Below are 20,504 nucleotides of genomic sequence, written 5' to 3'. Positions count from 1 at the left end.
TAAAGGTTATAAAAGACAAAAGAGTTATGTCAACATATCATTCTAAAAAAGCAAAAGAGTTTCTGAAAGACCCTAAGAAGGTTGAACGACATGACCGTACATTTTGGTCATTACGTCAGAAAAGAGATGCTGCAGCGGCAGAGCTACCAGAATGGGAGGATTTACGCGAACATGCAAGTCGAATAAAAGAGCATACAGCAACCCATTTAGCTGACTATTTAGAGCAATTCTCTAATAGTTTGGAACGTAATGGTGTTATTGTTCATTTTGCAAAAGATGCACAAGAGTTTAATGAAATGGTTTATGGGATACTTGAATCTCATAAAGTAAAGAAACTCGTTAAATCTAAATCAATGCTGACCGAGGAATGCGAAATGAATCCTTATCTGATAAAGAGAGGAATCAATGTCGTTGAATCCGACCTTGGTGAGCGTATTCTTCAACTCATGCATTTGAAGCCAGCGCATATTGTTATGCCTGCTATTCACTTGACTCGTGATGAGATTGGAGAGATGTTTGAAGAGAAAGGAATCTCTAAAGAGAAAGGAAATCATGACCCAGCTTATCTTACACGTTGTGCACGTGAAGATTTGCGTGGTGATTTTATGGATGCTGATGCAGGACTGACAGGTTGTAACTTTGGTGTTGCTGCGACAGGAGATTGTGTTGTTTGTACCAATGAAGGTAATGCTGATATGTCAACTTCAATACCAAAGCTACACATCGTTGCTATGGGTATTGAGAAAGTTATTCCTGATTATGATTCGTTGGCAGTGTTCCAACGCTTATTAGCACGCAGTGGAACAGGACAACCATCAACTGCCTTTACCTCTCAATTTCGTAAGGCACGACCAGGAGGTGAGATGCATGTAATATTAGTAGACAATGGTCGTAGTGACATGATTGCTAATAAAGAACATTGGATGACACTGAAGTGTATTCGATGTGGTGCATGTATGAATACTTGCCCAGTCTATCGTCGTTCAGGAGGTTATTCATATAGTTACTTTATTCCAGGTCCTATTGGAGTTAATCTTGGTATGCTAAAGAATCCAAAACTGCATAGTGGGAATGTGTCTGCATGCTCATTATGTTTGAGTTGTGATTGTGTTTGCCCTGCAAAGGTAACTCCTGGTAGTCAGATTTATCGCTGGCGTCAGAGCCTTGAAACGTATGGAACAGAGAACAAAGAGAAGAAAGTGATGGCAGAAGGAATGAAAGTTGTTTACGAAAACTATCATATTTATGATGCTTTACTTCGTAATTCATCAGTAGCCAATCACATACCAGAATCGCTAATGGATATAAAGCTTAATCCATGGAGCATTGGTCATACAATGCCAAAGTTTGCGAAAAAGCCTTTCCATGTCATATTTAAGCACGCAATGGAGGAATTGAAGCATGAATAAAGAAGATTTATTTAGCAAATTACGACGTAATACAAAAGAACAGTTTGATATGCCCGAGAAGCCTATTGAGGGTATTAAATATCAAGATGTAGTACAGCAATTTATCGAGATGAGTCATATTGTAGGCTGTGAAGTCATTGAGGCTAAGGCGGAAGATGATATCAATGCACTGATACAAAAGGCTTATCCTGATGCTAAGATATTGGCTTCAAGTGTAAAAGGAATAAAGGCAGACCTTAATCCTGACACTGTTTCAAAGGCACAAGACCTCAATGGAACAGATGTAGGAATCATTCAGGGAGAAATTGCTGTAGCAGAGAACGGATGTGTATGGGTACCACAAACAATGAAAGAAAGAGTTGTTTGTTTCATCTCAGAGAATCTTGTAATTCTCGTTCAACGTAACAATATTGTCAATAATATGCATGAAGCATATAAAAAGATTAACATGATAGACTATGGTTACGGCTGTTTTATATCCGGTCCAAGCAAAACAGCCGATATAGAACAAGCACTTGTTATGGGAGCACAAGCAGCACGTGGAGTCACAGTTATCATAAAGGGATAAACGTTAATTTTGTCAAAAACATAAATATAACGTATTGTTAGGATAGGTTTACGACTTTTTTTATTAACTTTGCAAGGAGAAAAAGAAAGTTAAAAATATAACTGATTTTTAATAAACATATAAGTTATGAAGATTGAAAAAGTACATGCTCGCGAGATTATGGACTCACGTGGCAATCCTACAGTTGAAGTAGAGGTAACTCTCGAAAATGGCGTAATGGGTCGTGCAAGCGTTCCATCTGGTGCTTCTACCGGTGAGAACGAGGCTCTGGAGCTTCGTGATGGCGACAAGAACCGTTTCTTGGGTAAGGGTGTTCTCAAGGCTGTTGAGAATGTAAACAACCTTATCGCTCCAGCTTTGAAGGGTGACTGCGTGCTGAATCAGCGTGCTATTGACTACAAGATGCTTGAACTCGATGGTACTCCTACTAAGAGTAAGCTCGGTGCTAACGCTATTCTCGGTGTTTCTTTGGCTGTAGCTCAGACTGCTGCTAAGGCATTGAACATTCCATTGTATCGTTATATCGGTGGTGCAAATACTTATGTATTGCCAGTACCTATGATGAATATTATCAACGGTGGTGCTCACTCTGATGCTCCTATCGCATTCCAGGAGTTCATGATTCGCCCAGTAGGTGCTCCTTCTGAGAAGGAAGGTATCCGTATGGGTGCTGAGGTATTCCACGCACTTGCTAAGCTTTTGAAGAAGCGCGGTCTCTCTACTGCAGTAGGTGATGAGGGTGGTTTCGCTCCTAAGTTCGATGGTATCGAGGATGCACTCGATTCAATCATTCAGGCTATCAAGGACGCAGGCTATGAGCCAGGCAAGGATGTTAAGATTGCTATGGACTGTGCTGCTTCTGAGTTTGCTGTATGCGAGGATGGTAAGTGGTTCTATGACTATCGTCAGTTGAAGAATGGTATGCCAAAGGATCCTAATGGTAAGAAGCTTAGTGCTGATGAGCAGATTGCTTACCTCGAGCACCTTATCACAAAGTATCCTATCGACTCTATCGAGGATGGTCTCGATGAGAACGACTGGGAGAACTGGGTTAAGTTGACATCTGCTATCGGTGATCGTTGCCAGCTCGTTGGTGATGACTTGTTCGTAACTAACGTTAAGTTCCTCGAGAAGGGTATCAAGATGGGTGCAGCTAACTCTATCCTTATCAAGGTTAACCAGATTGGTTCTTTGACAGAGACTCTCGAGGCTATCGAGATGGCTCATCGTCATGGTTATACAACTGTAACTTCACACCGTTCTGGTGAGACTGAGGACACAACTATCGCTGACATCGCTGTTGCAACAAACTCTGGTCAGATTAAGACTGGTTCTATGTCTCGTACAGACCGTATGGCTAAGTACAACCAGCTCATCCGTATTGAGGAGGAACTTGGTGCTTGTGCTAAGTATGGTTACACAAAGTTGAAGTAATCCATTTTATCACCTTGTGTGATTAAATGAATTTTTATAGAGTAGGGGATAATTGCTTATAATAGTGATTATCTCCTATTTTTATTGTTTGTAGTTATGGCGAATGTCATTGGGTTTCCCATAACATAAATAGATTTCTTCGTTATACAATAAATTATTAATGTATAAGCCAATGTCTTATAGCAATAAAATAATTAGAATTTTAGTACTTTCGTCGTGCGAAAAAACTTTACACTAATTCTTGAAAATAGTCATTTATAATGCTCAAAAATGCAATTATAGATTTTATTTGTAAGTACCTATAATTCAATAAGTTACAAAACAGCAAAAGAAAAGGTGCTTAGTTGGACTTCAAAAGGGCGTTAACAAGGTTGCAAAAGGGCGTCTTTAACAAGTCAATTAAGCCTTAATTCACATCTAATTTAGCCTCAATAAAAATGCAGTAGACGAAAATTATTTACAAAGATGGTTTTTATTAGGTTATTATGACATGATATTTTTTAACGATTTCTTTCTTAAGTTTTAAAGTTATTCATTTTAATTTGAAGCTGTTTTTTCTGTTTCTTATTTTCTCTTTTTAGCTTATTTGTATAGTTTTTGTTGTGCAAACAGACTTACTTTCTCTTTGATAACTAATTTTATAAGTAAGAATATAACTAACGCCTAATGGTTTTTAACATCTTTTTATACGCTTAATACATAATGAGCATTATGATAAATAGATTGCTTGTAATCCACTAAAAGAGTATAAGATAATATAAAACCTTATTTTATCGCTTGATTCTAACTTTCAAAATCAAATATAACTCTTAAAAAATTTCCCAATCCCACCCTCGTCAAATATGTTATAGTCAGCTAATGGTAATGCTATATGCAAAATGCAAAGTACACCGTACCAGTCTTTTTAGACATTATATGCTGGGAAATGCAACCTGCAAATAAATCCTCAGAAACCCCGTACTCTGATGTAATGTTGTTTTTAGCTCACACCTACAACATAATAAGACTACACCTTAAAATGTCCCTTTTATTTTCTTACATTCTTGAATAAAGATTACTCCATTAGTTCTGTTGTGAAGTTTAATGTCTGTATCTTCATATCAAGTTCGCGTAATTGCTTAGACAAGTCATCAATCTTCTTACTTAAAGGCTTGATATCTATGGTTGTTACCATTTTAATTTCAGAACGGCTGTAACGCTCCTGAGATTCTGATGCTTTATTGAATATTTCTCGGAGTGACGTAATACGCATAGAAAGAATATCACGTTCTGCCATCATTTCTGTAATTGTACGCCCTTCACTAATAGTATTCATGTTAGTCTTGTTAATCTTGAAGATTAAAGCGAAAAGAGTATTCAGACAAGCATCCATCTCTTTCATCAACTCCTTAGGGTCTTCAGAAGGAGAATCTCCTTCCTGTACTCGAACATTATTCAGTATTCTACTTTTAAGCTGTTCTATTCTTTTTTGTGTATCTTTACGAATAGCTAATGCTTCTGCTAATTTCATTGTGATATGTATTTTTGTAATTATTCTGTTATATTCTGGTTATTCTTACGTGCTTCGTCAAACTTGGCTTTCATTGTAGGATTCATGTACGTTAGCCTACGTATAGTAAGATCGTCTGTGTCTTTATTAGCAAGACGAAGGTTGTTCTCACTACTTAAAAGTTCCTCACGTACCTTTTGAAGTTTTATAATTGTAGCATCAATATCCTTAATAGCATCATTAAACTTCTTAGATGCCATTTCATAATGTCGTCCAAACTTAGTTTTGAAGTCTTCTATCTTATTTTCAAAGTTGGTGACATCCACCTCTTTGCTTTGTGAAAGAATCAGTTGCTTCTTATATTCTAAACTCTTCTTTGACGTTTGTACAAGAAGATTGATAAATGGAACGAAGAACTGTGGTCGAATAACATACATCTTTGGGTACAGATGACTCTTGTTTACAATACCAGTATTATAAAGTTCATTATCAGCTTCAAGAAGACTGACTAAAACAGCAAACTCACAACCTTTCTTTTTACGGTCATCATCAAGCTTTTTCAAGAAGTCATCGTTTTTATGTTTAGTGGCAGTAGTATCCATTTCATTCTTCATTTCAAACATGATAGAGATATACTCCGTACCATCTTCTTCTGCACGAAAGATGAAGTCTCCCTTTGTACCATCGCTTGCATCATTGTCTTTCTCAAAGTATGCAGTAGGCATCATTGGTCGAATATACTGGTCAAACTCTATACTACAATGCTGTTCAAGCGTCTCACCAACCATCTTGGTAGACATCTTGGTCTTCAAGTCTTTATAATAGTCGACTAAATCCTGCTTCATTCGAAGTTCATTCTCATGATGTTTGATGAGTGATGCCTCATGAAGTTGTGCTTCACGCTTCTCTAATTCTACTGCAGAACGAAGCTGAGAGATTTCTGTGTCCTTTGCTTGAACCTCCTTTTGAGCTTTACTACGTTCCTCCATGAGCACAAGTTGCAACTTATTATCATTCTGTTCTATGACAGAGTTAAGCTTAGATATTTGCTGTTCCTTCTCTGCCAAAGCAATCATCATCTCATTTTTCTTCTGAGTTGCAATGTTTTCTAACTGTGTTTTAAGCACCTCTATCTCAGCTGAGAATGAACTTTTTAGCCTCGTAAGTTCGCTTTCTTTCTCACTTTTCAGACGTTCTATCTCAGCATCTTTTGCACCAAGTTCAAGTTCTTTCTTAGAGAGTTGGTGCTGAAAGGTTTGTTCTGTCTTTGCAGTTGCTAAGGCTTGTTCTGCCTTGTGCTGCTCATGAAGCTCAGCTATACGACGGTTAACCTCCTCGTTAAACTCTGTATTCTTTACTTGATTAACGATGGAAGCATAGTCTGCTTCGTCAACAGTAAATACCTTATGGCAGTTAGGGCATACTAATTCTTTCATAAATCTGATATCTTTAGATATTTGAAAAGTCTACTCACAGAATTCTGACCATAAATATTTCTATTGTTCTTCGTCATTCAATCTGCAGCGATATTTATGTTAGCTATAAAATAAACAAGCCGAATGCGAATATACAAAATTAATTGCTCATTCTGAATGATTAAGCAAGAAAAATAATAAATAGCTTGTTAAATTATTGGATTCACTATTATTACCAACAGAAATGACCCCTATAAAGGAATGTTGATTATTGTTTAATAGAATCTAAAATTAGATTATTTGCAAATGAATAAGTCTAATAAAATGGCATAGTCTTTATCTTTTTTCAATATGTCCATTGGTTTAAAAGATTCTAATATGAATAGGATGAAAGAACCCTTGATTAACTTTCTTATTACAAGAAACAATACTCAGTAATCGCTTTTACCAATATCTGGTAAAACGTTTACTGAGCATTAAGAACATCTATATATCTTCTTTAATAGGTATCAGACAGATGTACTACTGATAAATAAGCTTTACATCTGATAATCCTTTGCCAAACCTCCAGCACTTGTTTCCTTATAAAGAGACGGAATATCATGTCCAGTCTGCTTCATAACCTCTACAACACGGTCAAATGAAACGCGATGGCTACCATCACTGAAGGATGCATAAAGCTGAGCATCTAATGCACGACAAGCTGCAAAAGCATTACGTTCAATACAAGGAATCTGTACTAAACCACACACGGGATCACATGTCATACCTAAATGGTGCTCCAAACCCATTTCTGCAGCATACTCGATCTGAGATGGACTACCACCAAACAACTGACAAGAAGCTGCTGATGCCATTGCACAAGCTACTCCAACTTCACCCTGACAACCTACTTCTGCACCTGAAATTGAAGCATTATATTTTACTATATTACCAAAAAGACCTGCTGTTGCAAGTGCATGCAATATCTTAGTTTCTGAAAAATCATGTCCCTTTGATAGGTGATACAGAACTGCAGGGACTACGCCACAGGCACCACAAGTAGGTGCGGTCACAATCGTACCACCAGAGGCATTCTCCTCACTAACTGCCAAAGCATATGAATAAACCATTCCTCGACTCTGCAAAGAAGGCTTATATCCACGTGCCTTTATATAATAATTAGGTGCTTTACGAGCAAGGTTCAATGGACCTGGTAAGGCTCCCTCACTGTCAAGACCACGCTCAACAGCAGCCTGCATTGTTTTCCAAACTTCACGCAGATAGTCCCATAAATCATCCCCCTCACAATGTTTTACATACTCCCAATAACCACGTCCATGATGTTCACACCATGTTTGGATATCTTTAAGTGTATGCAAATCATAGACAGACTCCTTATGAAAGTAGTCGTCTGTGGCCTTTCCTTCTGACAAAGCACCACCTCCAACACTGTATACGGTCCATTCGTCTAAGAGATCTTGACTGTTATTATAAGCACGAAACAACATGCCATTAGGATGATAAGGAAGGAAAACCGAAGGTTCCCATACTATTTCTACTGGTGCTATTTGTTTTAGTACGTCAATAATGGCCTTATCTGTCATGTGCCCCTTACCTGTGGCAGCCAAGCTTCCATACAATGTAACTTCAAATCTTGCTGCTTCCGGATGACGTTCTGCAAAGATTATTGCTGCACGTTGTGGTCCCATCGTATGACTACTTGATGGACCCTTACCGATTCTAAATATCTCTCTTAATGATTCCATATATGGTTGTCCCAAATACTTCTTATTTACTATTCTGCTGCAAATGTACGAAAAAAAACGTCAATTATGCAGAAATGCATCTTATAAATTGTCGAATATGATTTTTTATTATCTAAAACCTATTCCTATAGTTTATATTTCTAATTTTCCTTTTAATCGATTATTATGAGGATAGGGCGTTATCAAATATTTATTTAATGAAATAGAATTACCCTGTCTATCCATTACCACGTCTATTGTCTTCTGCAAATTATCCTCCTATTAACCTCTATCTGTAAATAATTTTCACACAACTCGAATCTAAAACATGCTCTTTAGGCTTCTTAAAGACGCCTAATTGGCTTGCAATAGGTGCCCTTTTGAGGTCTTATTAACGCCCTTTTGAAGTCCAAATAAGCACCTTATTTTGTACAAGTTTATAACAACTTGATTTCCTGTTGGTTACAAATCCTCTCTTCATACGTTTTTTTACCTTTATTTATTGATATATTATTCGAAATTATGTCATGATTTTTCATATTGTTATTAACATTCATAGTAATTAATATAAAAATGTTTTCTATGTCAGAGACATGAAAATTAAGCAGGTCGTTTGACAGTTTTGGCAATATATTTATTGCATTTCATATTTCAATCTTAGTGGTTTGGTTTAAACGGATAAGCCTAAATAATTCTATTAAGTTCGATATTTTATCCCCCTACTCTACCTTTTTGTTTCTTTTTTTAGTCAAGAAAGTGTTTTATCATGTGTTTTTTGTATCTTTGCGCAGATAATTATAAAGATTTAGAATGAAACATTTTGCCCTCATACTGTCGATTTTTTCATTGCTGACAGTGGCTTGTACTGATAAAAAAAGTACAGAAGAGCCAGTTGCAAAGGTTATTGATACGATTCCAATGTTGGTAACACAGGTACAGCAATGTTCACGACTTTACACGACAGAATACCGTATTCATAAGATTATCACTCATGATGATAAGATGAAATTGTCTGGCTCGTTCATGAAGCAAGACTTCAGTGTGACTTTACCATTAGGTGATCGTCGAATTGCAATTCCAATGGACGCTACATTAAAAGCCTACATAGACTTATCTGGTTTTAGTGATAAGAATATTCAACGCCACGGAAAGGAACTTCTCATTACCCTACCCGATCCAAAGATTGTTCTTACTTCAACAAAGATTAATCATAAGGAGGTGAAGGAATATGTGGCACTGACACGTCATAACTTTACGGATGCTGAACTTACAAGTTATGAGGCACAAGGAAGAAAACAGGTTATAGCTTCTATACCACAGATGGGTATCATCGAACAGGCACAAGAAAGTGCTGCACGACAGCTTGTTCCGATCTTTACTGCTATGGGTTATAAAGAATCTGATATAACTGTCTCATTCCGCAAAAAGTTTACTCTGAAGGATTTAGGACAGGTGATTGAAGTAAATAAAAAGGATTAAAAATGGAAACAAGAACACCTGAAAATATAATGACAGAGCAAAAGAAGAATGATATTAAGCCGAATAAGAAAGGACTTCTTAGTCGTTTCTTATCATTTAATAAAGGCTGTCTGCTGACCTTTTTAATCATCATTAGTATTTGTGTCGGTCTATTTTATTGGTTTAATTCATCCAATAAAATAAGTATATCTGCTGATCAGCGTATTGATATAACGCCAACACAGATACAACAAATACAAGATATAGGTCAATGGGAATTTCTTGCAATCAATGATGAAGAACTCATAGATACGGTGAGTCGTGGCTTCTTCTCTGACTCAGAACTTGTGCGTATTTATTATGGTACGGTTCGTTTAGGTGTTGACTTGCATCAGACAGAACCTCATTGGCTTCGTGTTGAGAATGACAGTGTTATCGTTGCAAAGTTGCCACCTATAGGATTACTTGACACTAACTTTATCGACGAGGCTAAATCACGCTCATTTTTTGAGAAAGGAGACTGGACTTCGGCTGATCGTGAACAACTCTATAATCGCGCCTATAAAAAGATGTTAGCTCGTTGTATGACAGCTGAGAATATTAGGATAGCTGAGAAAAATGCTAAGCAGCAGTTTACTCAGTTCCTCCGTTCTATGGGCTATAAAAATATTAAGGTTGAGTTTGTCACAAAGAAACAATAACAAACACAGTTATTAGGAATTTTTCTGCTTTATAATTGAGAGGGGTAATAAGAGGATAGTGGCATCAGAAGAAACAACACAACATATAGAAAGCATGACAGAAGGCGCTCCTTCACGTGCTATCTTTAAATTTGCAATACCTCTCATTCTTGGTTATATATTGCAGCAAATGTATCTAATTATTGATGCCGCAATAGTTGGAAGATGGATAGGTGTAGAGGCTTTGGCTGCTGTAGGTGCGTCAAGTAGTATCATGTTTCTTATCATGGGCTTTTGTAATGGTTCATGCGCTGGTTTTGCTATACCTGTAGCTCAAGCGTTTGGAGCAAAGGACTACCATAAGATGCGTTGTTATGTTAGCAATGCTATGCGTATTGCTTTAGTATTAGCCATCGTCATTACGTTACTTTCCTGTTTTCTATGTGATAAGATTCTACAAATGGTTAACACGCCAGAAGATATTTCTCATGACGCTTATGTCTTTCTTTTTCTGCAGTTTTGCACTATCCCTTTTACTATTGCCTATAATCTCTTATCTGGTCAGATACGAGCATTAGGTAATTCCAAGCAGCCTTTTTACTTTCTTCTTGCATCCTCTTTCTTAAACATTTTTCTTGATATTGTTTTTATTCTGTTACTTGGAATGGGAGTTGAAGGAGCTGGTATAGCAACTTTTCTCAGCCAGGTTTTTGCGTCATCATTATGTTGGTGGTTTATCAAACGACACATGACAATCCTCGTACCTATCGGTGATGAACGTCAGTTTGATAACAAAAGAATAAGTATTTTGTTGAACAATGGTATACCTATGGGGCTACAATTCTCAATTACCTCTATTGGTATTATTATGCTGCAAAGTGCAAATAACGCTTTAGGAACAGTTTATGTCGCTTCATTTACTGCAGCTATTCGTATTAAATACCTATTCACCTGTGTACTTGAAAATATAGGTGTAGCCATGGCAACATATTGTGGACAAAACCTTGGTGCAAAGAGACTTCAGCGAATAAAAACTGGTGTGAATGATGCAATGTGGATAATGATGGCTTATTTCGTTCTTACAGTTATGATTATCTATCCTTTTGCAGACGAAATGATGATGATTTTTGTTAATGGAAAAGAGCAGGAAGTAATTGCAAATGCAGCACAATTGATGCGTATTTCAAACTGGTTCTATCCTTCATTGGGAGTCCTCGTCATACTTCGATACAGTATTCAAGGTCTTGGATATAGTAACTTGAGTATGATGAGTGGAGTTATGGAAATGATAGCACGCTGTGGTGTGAGTATTTGGTTAGTACCTGCTTTGGCATGGATAGGTGTTTGTTATGCTGACCCAGTAGCATGGATAATGGCAGATATATTCCTTATTCCAGCCTATATTTGGTTGATTAGAAGACTAAAGAGACAAATTGGATAGTTTTTTAATAGCCTCTTGCATATCTTCAGCAAATCTATTATGTGTCAAAAGAAACTCCTCTCGACCATTAGCTAACAGTTTGTATAGTTCTGGACTCATCCCATCTACATATGAACTGATGGCATATTCGATGTCATCTTTCTGTCGTTCGCTGTTTGAGAATGCGTAAACTTGATACTTCTGATGGAAAAAGCAATAGGCTGCCTCAATGCTATCTTTTGTAATCATGTTCTTATCTATTAGAATGTTTGAAACTAAATCAATCTTTGATGCTAAAGTATTTCCATAATGGAGCTACCATTAATGCTTGAATAAACTCACCACGTAATAACATTTGTTTTACTTCCTCTTTAGGACAAAGAAAAACATCTATGTCTTCTGTCTCATCAAGATGCTGATTGCTCGTCTTCTTCACGCCACGAGCATAGAAGCAATGACATAAGTTATCCATAACTCCTGGGTTAGGAGCTATGGTCATAATCTCTTCCCATTTACCACCAGTGTACCCTGTTTCTTCTTCTAATTCTCGTTGTGCTGCATGTAGCGGAGTCTCTCCTTCTTCTACCACTCCTGCACAAATCTCTGTTGACACGACGCCAAGTCCGTGTCTATATTGACGTTCTAAGATAAGTTTCCCATCTTCTGTCTCAGCAATTACATTAATCCACTTTGGATATGAAAGTACATAATACTCATCATAGATCTTTCCATTTGGTAATTGAACGGTATCACGACGAGCCTTCATCCAAGGTCGATTAATAAGTTGCTCGGATGCAAGTATACTCCATTTCATATCTTCATCGTTACGTTGCTTTTTCTTATCCATAACATCATAAATTGTGATTCAGTAGATACAAAGTTATTATATTCCAATTTAATGTGCAAATATAATGCTTGTCATTTACTTTTATTACGTTTAGCTTTTAGTTAATTATGGAAGAGTTTTTTCCTTTTTACCTTACCTTAAACCTTTTCAAATGGAAAAAAACAAAGAAAATCATTTTTGTTGACGAAACTATCAATTAAATTTTATATATTTGTAAACAAGATAACAAGGACTTGCCGTATCCTAAATCAATTATAATCAAGGGTATGCTTTACGGCAGAGCTACTCTATGGAGGAATATTACTATGAAACGTAAACCAAAGATGCACAACGAACAAGAGTTTAACCTTGATAATGTTTATCAAGAGGATGAGCGTCAACTTGATAATTTAGACGATAGCTCCTTTGATTTGAGATATAAATGACAATTACTGAGGCTTGTGACATCTATGAAGTTTCCTTGAACAGCGCTTGGTATACGTAGTAATGTTATAAGCTTTTGGCATTATCATATTCTACAAAACTTTCAATTAAACTTGAAAGTAGCTTCTTTTATGTGCGTATACTTGGGTATATTGACAAGAAATCATCAAGTTTAATTTTCATACATAATAGATCTAATTTTATTGACTGATTCTACTTCAAAGTAACTTTATGTGCAATAAATGCTCTAATTATTGTTAATTAGGTAAGAATTATCATCTATTATTATGTTACATAACATTAATTTTTAGTAACTTTGCAACCGATTATGCCGTTTTGGGCTCAGAATAAGTGCTGGATAGATGCTCAGCCGCCCAGCGGTACAAACCCGTTTACAATAAAAAAATGTACGCAATTGTAGAAATTAACGGTCAGCAGTTCAAGGCTGAGGAGGGCAAGAAGCTCTTCGTAAACCACATCAAAGATGCGGAAGAAGGCAAGGCTGTTGAGTTTGACAAGGTTCTGTTGGTTGATAACAACGGAACAGTCACAGTAGGCGCACCAACTGTTGAGGGCGCAAAGGTAGTAGCTGAGGTAGTAGCTCCTCTCGTAAAAGGCGACAAGGTAGTTGTCTTCAAGATGAAACGTCGTAAGGACTACAGAAAGAAGAACGGTCATCGTTCACACTTTACTCAGGTAGAAATTAAATCAATTAACGCTTAACAAGGAGGACTTAAGAATGGCACATAAAAAAGGTGTAGGTAGTTCTAAGAACGGTCGCGAATCAGCTTCAAAGCGTTTAGGTGTTAAGATCTGGGGTGGCCAGAAGATTATCGCAGGTAACATTATCGTTCGCCAGCGCGGTAATAAGCACTTCCCAGGCGAGAACGTTGCACAGGGTAAGGACGACACATTGTATGCACTTGCAGACGGTGTTGTTTACTTCCACAAGGGCAAGTACAATAAGAGTACTGTTTCTGTCCTTTCAGAGGAAGTTTACGCTGCTAAGACTGTAAAGCCAGAAGCTTAAAGCGAAACAAACAAACAACTATTCCAAACAAACAACATAATCCCGGTCTCCTTTTGGAGCCGGGATTCATGCTTTTATAGGAGTACTTTAACCCAAATCGATCATTAGAGGCTAAACATATTTTGTTCTTTTTATCGAGCTGATTGTTTGGCTTTGTAATGCAGGTATAGTGGGCTACGTCAAGCTACAAAGACACACAAGATGCCGATAAGAAAATAAAAAGATGTTAGGAACCAACACCATAGTAAGAAGAATTATACATATTGTGGTCTAATGACCGATTTGGGTTAAAATGACTCTTTATATATTAGTTTGTTCCTGAATCAAGTTAATGAGTACATCTACTCACACGCTAAAACAAAGCCTACTTAAATAATAATGAATGATTTGAGCCCTTATTCTTACTCCTTAATAAAAAAGTCGCGTTATTATTTAACAACCATTTTCTTTACACTACCATCAGAATACTTCACGATTTGTAACCCTTCTGTGTTGCATTGAGTGTTTATGGTTTCCATATGCTTTTAAATCCGACAATAAATAATGGTCCTTTTAGTTGCTATTCTCAACATAATATATTATATTTGCCATATCAATTCAGTTATAAAGAATTATTTTGATTCACAATTAAAGAATATCTATTATGGTAGTAACTAATGCAATTTATCAAGGAAAGGGACGCGTTGAGGCAAAACACGTAAGATCGGGAGTTCTCGTAACAACAGATGCTGGAAAAGCAGTTGGTGGCCTTGGAGAAAATCAAAACCCTGTTCAACTATTAGGTAACGCATTATCTGCTTGTGTTCTAACTCTTATGGGGTTGCAAGCTGAGCGTGGAGGTGTAGACTTCTCTGGCTGTTATGCTGAAGTTGGTGAGTGCGAAGAAGATATGGAAAAGTTTACAGTTACTCGTATTCCGATAACTTTTCATCTTAAGGCTTCATTTGATGAAAAACAGCGTAAGAAGTTTGAGTATATAGCTAACAAAGCATGTTTTGTGGGTAATACGTTAACTGCAGAAAAGGTTTTCACCTTTGTGTACGATTAAAAGCACTATTAATATGTCGACAATATAAGGTAATTAACTATCAAACTGCTTATCATCTATATATAAAGAAAAGTCCTGCCATAATCTAATAACCGATTATGACAGGACTTTATTCCTTCTATATGCTACTAATTAGTAACTTCCAAAAGGACTTCTTTTTAGCCAGAAGTCTACGTTATGAAAGCTTCCTCTCATCAATTAACCTGGAGTTAGGACTCAAGAAATTAGTTAGTTCTGCGAATCTTGATAATCTTATCAAATGTGGATGAATCTTATTAAGATATGATCTGTCCCCATTATCCATATAATTTGGAATATGAATCGCCCATCCTCCTATTTTTAATACTGGAGCTACATCTTCTGAATATGAATCTCCGACCGCTAATAATTGCTCTGCTTTTACACCAAACTGTTTGCAAAGTCGTTTATAAGCATCTGGTGTTTTATCTGATACAATAACAATATCATCAAAATAGGGACGTAGTCCCGAGCGTTGAAACTTATTTTCCTGATCAAGCAGTTCTCCTTTTGTAAATACAATCATTCGATATCTACCAGTGTCATGCAGTTTTGCCAATGTTGTTTTAACACCATCGAAAGGATGACCTGGTAATCGCAACAATTCTTTGCTTACCTCGACAATCTGTCCGATATCATAGCCCTTTACCTTTCCGTGACTGATTTTGACCGCATTCTCTATTAGTGATAGCATGAAAGCCTTACTTCCATAACCAAGGAGTGGTATGTTAGCCTTTTCAGTGGCGCGGAGAGTATGGGACACCTCATCTGCAGAAGCATACGGGGCAAGAATCTCACAGTACACTTTTTCCACTGTATTAAAGTAGGTCTGACTACCCCACAGTGTATCATCAGCATCAAATGCTATAAGTGAAATCTCCGTCATAAGCCTAAAAAATTAGATATTATTGTTATCGTGAACATTCTCTTCTTTATTGAACCTTGTCCAATAAAGGCTGGTCGTAGACGGTAAATAATAAAATTCCTTTCAAAAATAATAAATCCTCCTTTCCTTTCTTTTTGCAGCAAAGATAATCCTTTTTTTCGTCATTACAAGTTTTTTATCAATATTTTTATCAACAAAATTGTTAATTTTACTTTTATTAATTATGTTCAAATATATTATATTTATCGACAAACTACACCTATACGTTAATAAACGTATTTTATTTGCGCACTCTTTTAACATTAACAAGCCCTATTTCAACTATGTTGTTGAGGTAATTAATGCGTTAAAAAATTTGATTAATTCAATTATTTTTGCTTTCTTTGTGGGCGCTTAAATCTGGAAAGAAGATGTATATTTTGAATACTATTTTCTCATAAATAACATCTATAAAGTCCAAATATTTACCTAATTGGAAACTAAAAACAAAATGGAACAAAAACTCTTGACAATAGCCTTAGTATCTTCTGCAATCGGAATAGGTCAGAAAGCTTTAGCTCAAACACGTGGAACAACTACAGATAAGCCAAATGTAATTATAATATTGGCTGATGATCTTGGCTATGGTGATTTAGAGTGTTATGGTGCCAAGAATGTTCAAACACCTAATATTAATAAGCTCGCACAGTCAGGTATACGTTTTACGAATGGACATGCAGTCGCTGCAACAAGTACTCCCTCTCGCTATTCGCTTCTTACTGGTGAATATGCTTGGCGTCGAGAAGGTACAGATGTAGCTGCTGGTAATGCTGGTATGATTATAAAACCGAGTCAGTTTACGATGGCTGATATGTTTAAGAGTCGTGGATATGCTACCTGTGCTATAGGAAAGTGGCATCTTGGACTGGGCGACAAAGGAGGTGAGCAAGACTGGAACGCACCTTTGCCAGAGTCGTTAGGCGATCTTGGTTTTGATTATCATTATATCATGGCTGCTACTGCAGATCGTGTACCATGTGTCTTTATAGAGAATGGTTCGGTTGCAAACTATGACCCGGCTCACCCAATAGAAGTCTCTTATGTACGAAACTTTGAGGGTGAACCTACAGGACGTAAGAATCCAGAACTCCTTTATAATATGCGTTCGAGTCATGGACATGACATGTCTATTGTTAATGGGATCGGTAGAATTGGCTATATGAAAGGTGGTGGAAAGGCTCTTTGGAAGGATGAAAACCTTGCCGACTCAATACTTGCACACGCAGTGAAATTTATTTTAAGCCATAAGAAAGAACCTTTCTTTATGTATTTCGCAACAAATGATGTTCATGTTCCTCGCTTCCCTCACAAGCGTTTCCGGGGAAAGAATCCAATGGGAGTGAGAGGTGATGCTATCGTCCAGTTTGACTGGACTGTCGGACAGTTAATGAAGAAACTACATGAACTGAAGATAGATGACAATACACTCGTTATTCTTACAAGTGATAACGGACCTGTCGTAGATGATGGATATCAGGATGGTGCAGAAGAACTCCTCAATGGTCATAGTCCTGCTGGTCCTTTCCGTGGCAATAAATATAGTGCTTTTGAAGGTGGAACAGCTGTTCCATTAGTTATATCTTGGCCTCGTAAGATTAAGGGAGGAATGGTGTCTAAAGCACTTGTGAGTCAGATTGACCTTTTATCTTCTTTGGGTTCACTCGTTCAAGCAAGATTTCCAAAAGGTAGTGCACCTGACAGTCGTGACTACCTCCCTACCCTTCTTGGTAAAGACCTGAAGGGGCGCAACTATGTAATTGGACAATCTAACACACATATCCTTTCAGTGCTTACCGCTCAATATCGGTACATTGAACCAAGTAACGGACCAAAAATGATTCAATGGGGACCAAAGATTGAAACAGGAAATCTTCCTTTTCCCCAACTTTATGATATGACTGTCAGTCCTTTCGAATCCAAAAATGTTGCTGATGAGCACCCTGATGAGGTTTCTCGTATGCAATTAATATTGAAAGAAGAGAGAAATAGATAGTACTATTAATTAATGTTTGATAGAAATTAAGACATCCAATTCTTTCGATATAGCTAACAGCAAAACTATTCCACATATTACAAGAATAGTTTTGTTTTGATTTGCTGTCACTTTTAACACTTCTTGTAATCCTTCTGTAAACTAACGAGTTAGATGAGAATATAGAGTGATAGAAGTGACAGCAATAGTTATTTTTATCAATAAACCGAGCTCACTCTGGTAATGAATTGTAAGCTGTAATGCCAGCAACACGATGAGTGCTTACCAACAGCACAATACGTGCGGAGCAGCAACACGATATGTGCGGAGTAAAATAGAATTCTTAAAGGATATTAGTTTGATGTCAAGGAAGACTCTCCTTATATTCAACTTTATAACAAACTTGCTTTTTGAAGGAACGTAATGTTCTGTTTAAGTAGCTTGTTGTAAACTTAAAGTATCTTCTATTATTTGAGGTGATATTTGGGGGTTGAAAATCATTAATACCAAAGGTTTTTCCTTAATAATATCATCTAATAAAAATATATTATCATCTATTAGGCAAGATAAACCTGTAAAGAAATCACATATCTTATTGTGAATATCCAGACTATCTACAAATCTTACATCAATATCCATTTCTAACTGTTCTGTACTATTTAAGTACCACCTAATAATAGGTCGTTTATCTAAGAAAAGGGTTATTATTTCATTACAAATATTGTCCTCTATACCCTCTGCAAACCCATGAAATCTATCTTCTATAGAAAACAAAGACGTTTTACAGATATAGTTATAAATATCTGTCAATGTCCCTTCTTTAAGATGTAGAGCAATTATATCTCTAATAAAATCATCATGAGTATAATATAAATATTTCTTTATTTGATACCAGTTCATAACTCCTCTCTTCTTCAAAGTCTATTAAACGTTTTTAAAACTTATTCTAAAATTATATCCAGTAACTTCATTATAAGCCATCGTTCTTTAATTTATTTCTTTATTACTTATTTTGTTCTTAGAACTCATTATATGACTTGGAATTTTCATAAATCGTTAAATCACTATATTAAGCATCTCAATGAGTACAAAGATAATTAAATATCGATAAATGGAAGTAATTGTCAATAAGAAATTACAAGATTAATGAGACTCTTGTCTATAATAAAAAATGCTATAATCAAATAGGTGCAAATGTCCCATTACTCCATTCTCGCCCCATATAATTTTTATATGCTCCAATATCGGCTTTACATTTTAATTCATTAGCTATTTTCTAACTTGAAATATTACCTTGATAATCACTTTATCACAGCATCCCAATAATGTGGAGAATAGACCGTTATTGTTCTTTGCCCTTCTTTTTCTTCAAAGCCACTAAATGAAATTCCAATGCTATCAAAAATATAGAATCCATATTTTATAATACTTAGATAAGTCTTTTGCAATTCCTGAATAATATTATTATCTTGAAATAGACTATATCCATCAAAGCACAATTCAACACCATTGTTTTCTATAACAGAAATTTCCATCAATTGATTATTCTCAAAAGTAAAAGATAAATCCTCCGAGTATAATTTCGTTATCTCTTTTTTTTGAACCGTCTTAAATGGGACATTATAATTTTTTTGAATATTCTCTATTGAAGAGCCAAAAATAAAATCATTTATTCCTTTGTAAGATTTAATTAAATACTTCATTTTATGATGGGTATTATTTTGTACATATTTTCATTTTATCTCTCTCTCTGCCTCTGATATTAAACCTTTTTCATATGAATAGTCTAACATCTCATTAATGGAAGAATCGTATTTACTTCCAAAACTTGACTGAATATCATCAATATCCATTTGAATCGCATCTGCAAACTTTCCTTGATTTATAAAATCTAATTGTGTTTGTCGATACAAAGCTCCTTCTTTTCCTTGCCAACCATGACTATATGCCATCCTATGATCGGTTGTTTCCATCTAAATACTTGGTCCTTCGCCATGAGAAAGACCATTGATTGAGTTTGTAGGTGTGTGATGCACCTCCCCTCCAATATTACTACTTCGTACAGAAGAATAAGAACCACCCCCTTTTAAACCAAAAACATCAGCCCACTTATTTAAATCCCCCCACATACCCATACAGTGTCGGGTTATTTCCTGCTAATCTTATCGGGTCTTGGCTGATATAGTTACCTATCCTTGGGTCATAATAGCGGAAGCGGTTGTAATAGAGTCCTGTCTCATCATCCTCATACTGACCTAACTGGCGGAAGGGGATAAAGTTCCTGCTGTCGTGGAGGTTGCGGAGATTACCGTAAATATCATAGTCTGCCTGCCAGACAATATTACCATTATCATCGTATGCTTGGACAGGACGACCGATGTAGTCGCTGATGATGCTGTAATGCCTGTCGCCGACAATCTTGGCTGTAGGGACGTAGCTGTCACTATCGTAAACCCACGTGATGAGNTTCTCAANTGGTTCNGGTCTGTCAAGTGTGACCTCACCAGTCTCGGTAACAATCGTGTTCGGACGGTCAGCCTCGGCATAGTCCCACTCGTGCAGGATGACATCACCATCCCANAGGTAGCGATATACTCGTCCGTCAAAGACCTTCTCAATGCGTCTGCCTAAAGCGTCATAC

At 36.5% G+C, this 20,504-nt stretch carries 20 protein-coding genes; 10 read left to right on the top strand and 10 right to left on the bottom strand.

Features of this window, described 5'->3' with window-relative positions; translation table 11 throughout:
- The first annotated feature begins 26 nt into the window (after nucleotides 1-26).
- The 3 genes from HMPREF1505_RS04105 to eno all read left to right on the top strand — a co-directional run bounded on the left by HMPREF1505_RS04105 (nucleotide 27) and on the right by eno (nucleotide 3,411).
- Nucleotides 27-1,409: a lactate utilization protein B gene (locus HMPREF1505_RS04105; protein WP_036922961.1), complete on the top strand. Its 1,383-nt coding sequence runs from the start codon at nucleotides 27-29 to the stop codon at nucleotides 1,407-1,409.
- Nucleotides 1,402-1,977, top strand: coding sequence for an LUD domain-containing protein (locus HMPREF1505_RS04100; RefSeq protein WP_036922957.1), 576 nt, complete (start codon nucleotides 1,402-1,404; stop codon nucleotides 1,975-1,977). Before HMPREF1505_RS04105 ends, HMPREF1505_RS04100 begins: the two co-directional genes overlap by 8 nt.
- Nucleotides 1,978-2,103: 126 nt before the next feature.
- On the top strand, nucleotides 2,104-3,411 hold the full coding sequence (gene eno, locus HMPREF1505_RS04095; RefSeq protein ID WP_013264782.1) for a phosphopyruvate hydratase: 1,308 nt from the start codon (nucleotides 2,104-2,106) through the stop codon (nucleotides 3,409-3,411).
- 1,054 nt (nucleotides 3,412-4,465) lie between these two features.
- Here the strand turns inward: eno and HMPREF1505_RS04090 are convergent.
- From HMPREF1505_RS04090 to HMPREF1505_RS04080, 3 genes are all read right to left on the bottom strand, one after another.
- On the bottom strand, nucleotides 4,466-4,921 hold the full coding sequence (locus tag HMPREF1505_RS04090; RefSeq protein ID WP_036922951.1) for a DIP1984 family protein: 456 nt from the start codon (nucleotides 4,919-4,921) through the stop codon (nucleotides 4,466-4,468).
- Nucleotides 4,922-4,941: 20 nt separating this feature from the next.
- Nucleotides 4,942-6,336, bottom strand: a complete 1,395-nt coding sequence (locus tag HMPREF1505_RS04085) for a DUF2130 domain-containing protein (protein WP_036922947.1) — start codon at nucleotides 6,334-6,336, stop codon at nucleotides 4,942-4,944.
- Nucleotides 6,337-6,854: 518 nt separating this feature from the next.
- Complete coding sequence (locus tag HMPREF1505_RS04080) at nucleotides 6,855-8,063, bottom strand: L-serine ammonia-lyase (RefSeq protein WP_036922943.1); 1,209 nt, start codon at nucleotides 8,061-8,063, stop codon at nucleotides 6,855-6,857.
- A gap of 789 nt (nucleotides 8,064-8,852) precedes the next feature.
- Between HMPREF1505_RS04080 and HMPREF1505_RS04075 the strand changes: the two genes are divergently transcribed.
- The 3 genes from HMPREF1505_RS04075 to HMPREF1505_RS04065 all read left to right on the top strand — a co-directional run bounded on the left by HMPREF1505_RS04075 (nucleotide 8,853) and on the right by HMPREF1505_RS04065 (nucleotide 11,621).
- Entirely contained in the window at nucleotides 8,853-9,521 is a 669-nt protein-coding gene (locus HMPREF1505_RS04075; RefSeq protein WP_036922940.1) for a DUF4230 domain-containing protein, read from the top strand.
- Nucleotides 9,522-9,523: 2 nt separating this feature from the next.
- Nucleotides 9,524-10,201, top strand: coding sequence for a DUF4230 domain-containing protein (locus HMPREF1505_RS04070; protein WP_036922937.1), 678 nt, complete (start codon nucleotides 9,524-9,526; stop codon nucleotides 10,199-10,201).
- A gap of 94 nt (nucleotides 10,202-10,295) precedes the next feature.
- On the top strand, nucleotides 10,296-11,621 hold the full coding sequence (locus HMPREF1505_RS04065; protein WP_051412309.1) for an MATE family efflux transporter: 1,326 nt from the start codon (nucleotides 10,296-10,298) through the stop codon (nucleotides 11,619-11,621).
- Here HMPREF1505_RS04065 and HMPREF1505_RS04060 read toward each other — a convergent pair.
- Together HMPREF1505_RS04060 and HMPREF1505_RS04055 are read right to left on the bottom strand one after the other, a co-directional pair.
- Complete coding sequence (locus tag HMPREF1505_RS04060) at nucleotides 11,601-11,849, bottom strand: hypothetical protein (protein WP_036865950.1); 249 nt, start codon at nucleotides 11,847-11,849, stop codon at nucleotides 11,601-11,603. The two genes, HMPREF1505_RS04065 and HMPREF1505_RS04060, sit on opposite strands and share 21 nt — an antisense overlap.
- Nucleotides 11,850-11,880: 31 nt before the next feature.
- Nucleotides 11,881-12,447, bottom strand: a complete 567-nt coding sequence (locus HMPREF1505_RS04055) for an NUDIX hydrolase (protein ID WP_036922931.1) — start codon at nucleotides 12,445-12,447, stop codon at nucleotides 11,881-11,883.
- 828 nt (nucleotides 12,448-13,275) lie between these two features.
- Here HMPREF1505_RS04055 and rplU point away from each other — a divergent pair.
- The 3 genes from rplU to HMPREF1505_RS04035 all read left to right on the top strand — a co-directional run bounded on the left by rplU (nucleotide 13,276) and on the right by HMPREF1505_RS04035 (nucleotide 14,948).
- Nucleotides 13,276-13,593, top strand: coding sequence for a 50S ribosomal protein L21 (gene rplU, locus HMPREF1505_RS04045; RefSeq protein ID WP_013263975.1), 318 nt, complete (start codon nucleotides 13,276-13,278; stop codon nucleotides 13,591-13,593).
- A gap of 16 nt (nucleotides 13,594-13,609) precedes the next feature.
- The gene (gene rpmA / locus HMPREF1505_RS04040) at nucleotides 13,610-13,900 is read left to right on the top strand and encodes a 50S ribosomal protein L27 (RefSeq protein ID WP_004361192.1); all 291 of its coding nucleotides are present in this window, start codon (nucleotides 13,610-13,612) and stop codon (nucleotides 13,898-13,900) included.
- 643 nt (nucleotides 13,901-14,543) lie between these two features.
- Complete coding sequence (locus HMPREF1505_RS04035) at nucleotides 14,544-14,948, top strand: OsmC family protein (RefSeq protein WP_036922923.1); 405 nt, start codon at nucleotides 14,544-14,546, stop codon at nucleotides 14,946-14,948.
- A gap of 175 nt (nucleotides 14,949-15,123) precedes the next feature.
- On the opposite strand, the gene HMPREF1505_RS04030 is transcribed toward HMPREF1505_RS04035, so the two are convergent.
- Nucleotides 15,124-15,852, bottom strand: coding sequence for an HAD family hydrolase (locus HMPREF1505_RS04030; protein ID WP_036922920.1), 729 nt, complete (start codon nucleotides 15,850-15,852; stop codon nucleotides 15,124-15,126).
- Nucleotides 15,853-16,342: 490 nt separating this feature from the next.
- Here HMPREF1505_RS04030 and HMPREF1505_RS04020 point away from each other — a divergent pair, with 490 nt between their 5' ends.
- Nucleotides 16,343-17,884 (top strand): sulfatase-like hydrolase/transferase, encoded by a 1,542-nt coding sequence (locus tag HMPREF1505_RS04020; protein WP_036922913.1) that lies wholly within the window; start codon nucleotides 16,343-16,345, stop codon nucleotides 17,882-17,884.
- A 411-nt stretch (nucleotides 17,885-18,295) separates the two neighbouring features.
- Here the strand turns inward: HMPREF1505_RS04020 and HMPREF1505_RS04015 are convergent, their stop codons facing one another.
- From HMPREF1505_RS04015 to HMPREF1505_RS04000, 4 genes are all read right to left on the bottom strand, one after another.
- Nucleotides 18,296-18,763, bottom strand: coding sequence for a hypothetical protein (locus HMPREF1505_RS04015; protein WP_036922910.1), 468 nt, complete (start codon nucleotides 18,761-18,763; stop codon nucleotides 18,296-18,298).
- Between the two features lie 401 nt (nucleotides 18,764-19,164).
- The gene (locus tag HMPREF1505_RS04010) at nucleotides 19,165-19,566 is read right to left on the bottom strand and encodes a hypothetical protein (RefSeq protein WP_036922907.1); all 402 of its coding nucleotides are present in this window, start codon (nucleotides 19,564-19,566) and stop codon (nucleotides 19,165-19,167) included.
- A 30-nt stretch (nucleotides 19,567-19,596) separates the two neighbouring features.
- Nucleotides 19,597-19,836, bottom strand: a complete 240-nt coding sequence (locus HMPREF1505_RS04005) for a hypothetical protein (RefSeq protein ID WP_155948909.1) — start codon at nucleotides 19,834-19,836, stop codon at nucleotides 19,597-19,599.
- 136 nt (nucleotides 19,837-19,972) lie between these two features.
- On the bottom strand, nucleotides 19,973-20,504 hold a 532-nt coding region (locus tag HMPREF1505_RS04000), incomplete at its 5' end, for an RHS repeat-associated core domain-containing protein (protein WP_036922901.1).

It is taken from the genome of Prevotella sp. ICM33, from assembly GCF_000517825.1.
GTDB classification, from domain to species: Bacteria; Bacteroidota; Bacteroidia; order Bacteroidales; family Bacteroidaceae; genus Prevotella; species Prevotella melaninogenica.
Note: the sequence above shows the minus strand (reverse complement) of the source record. Positions and strands in the feature narration are given on the sequence as shown.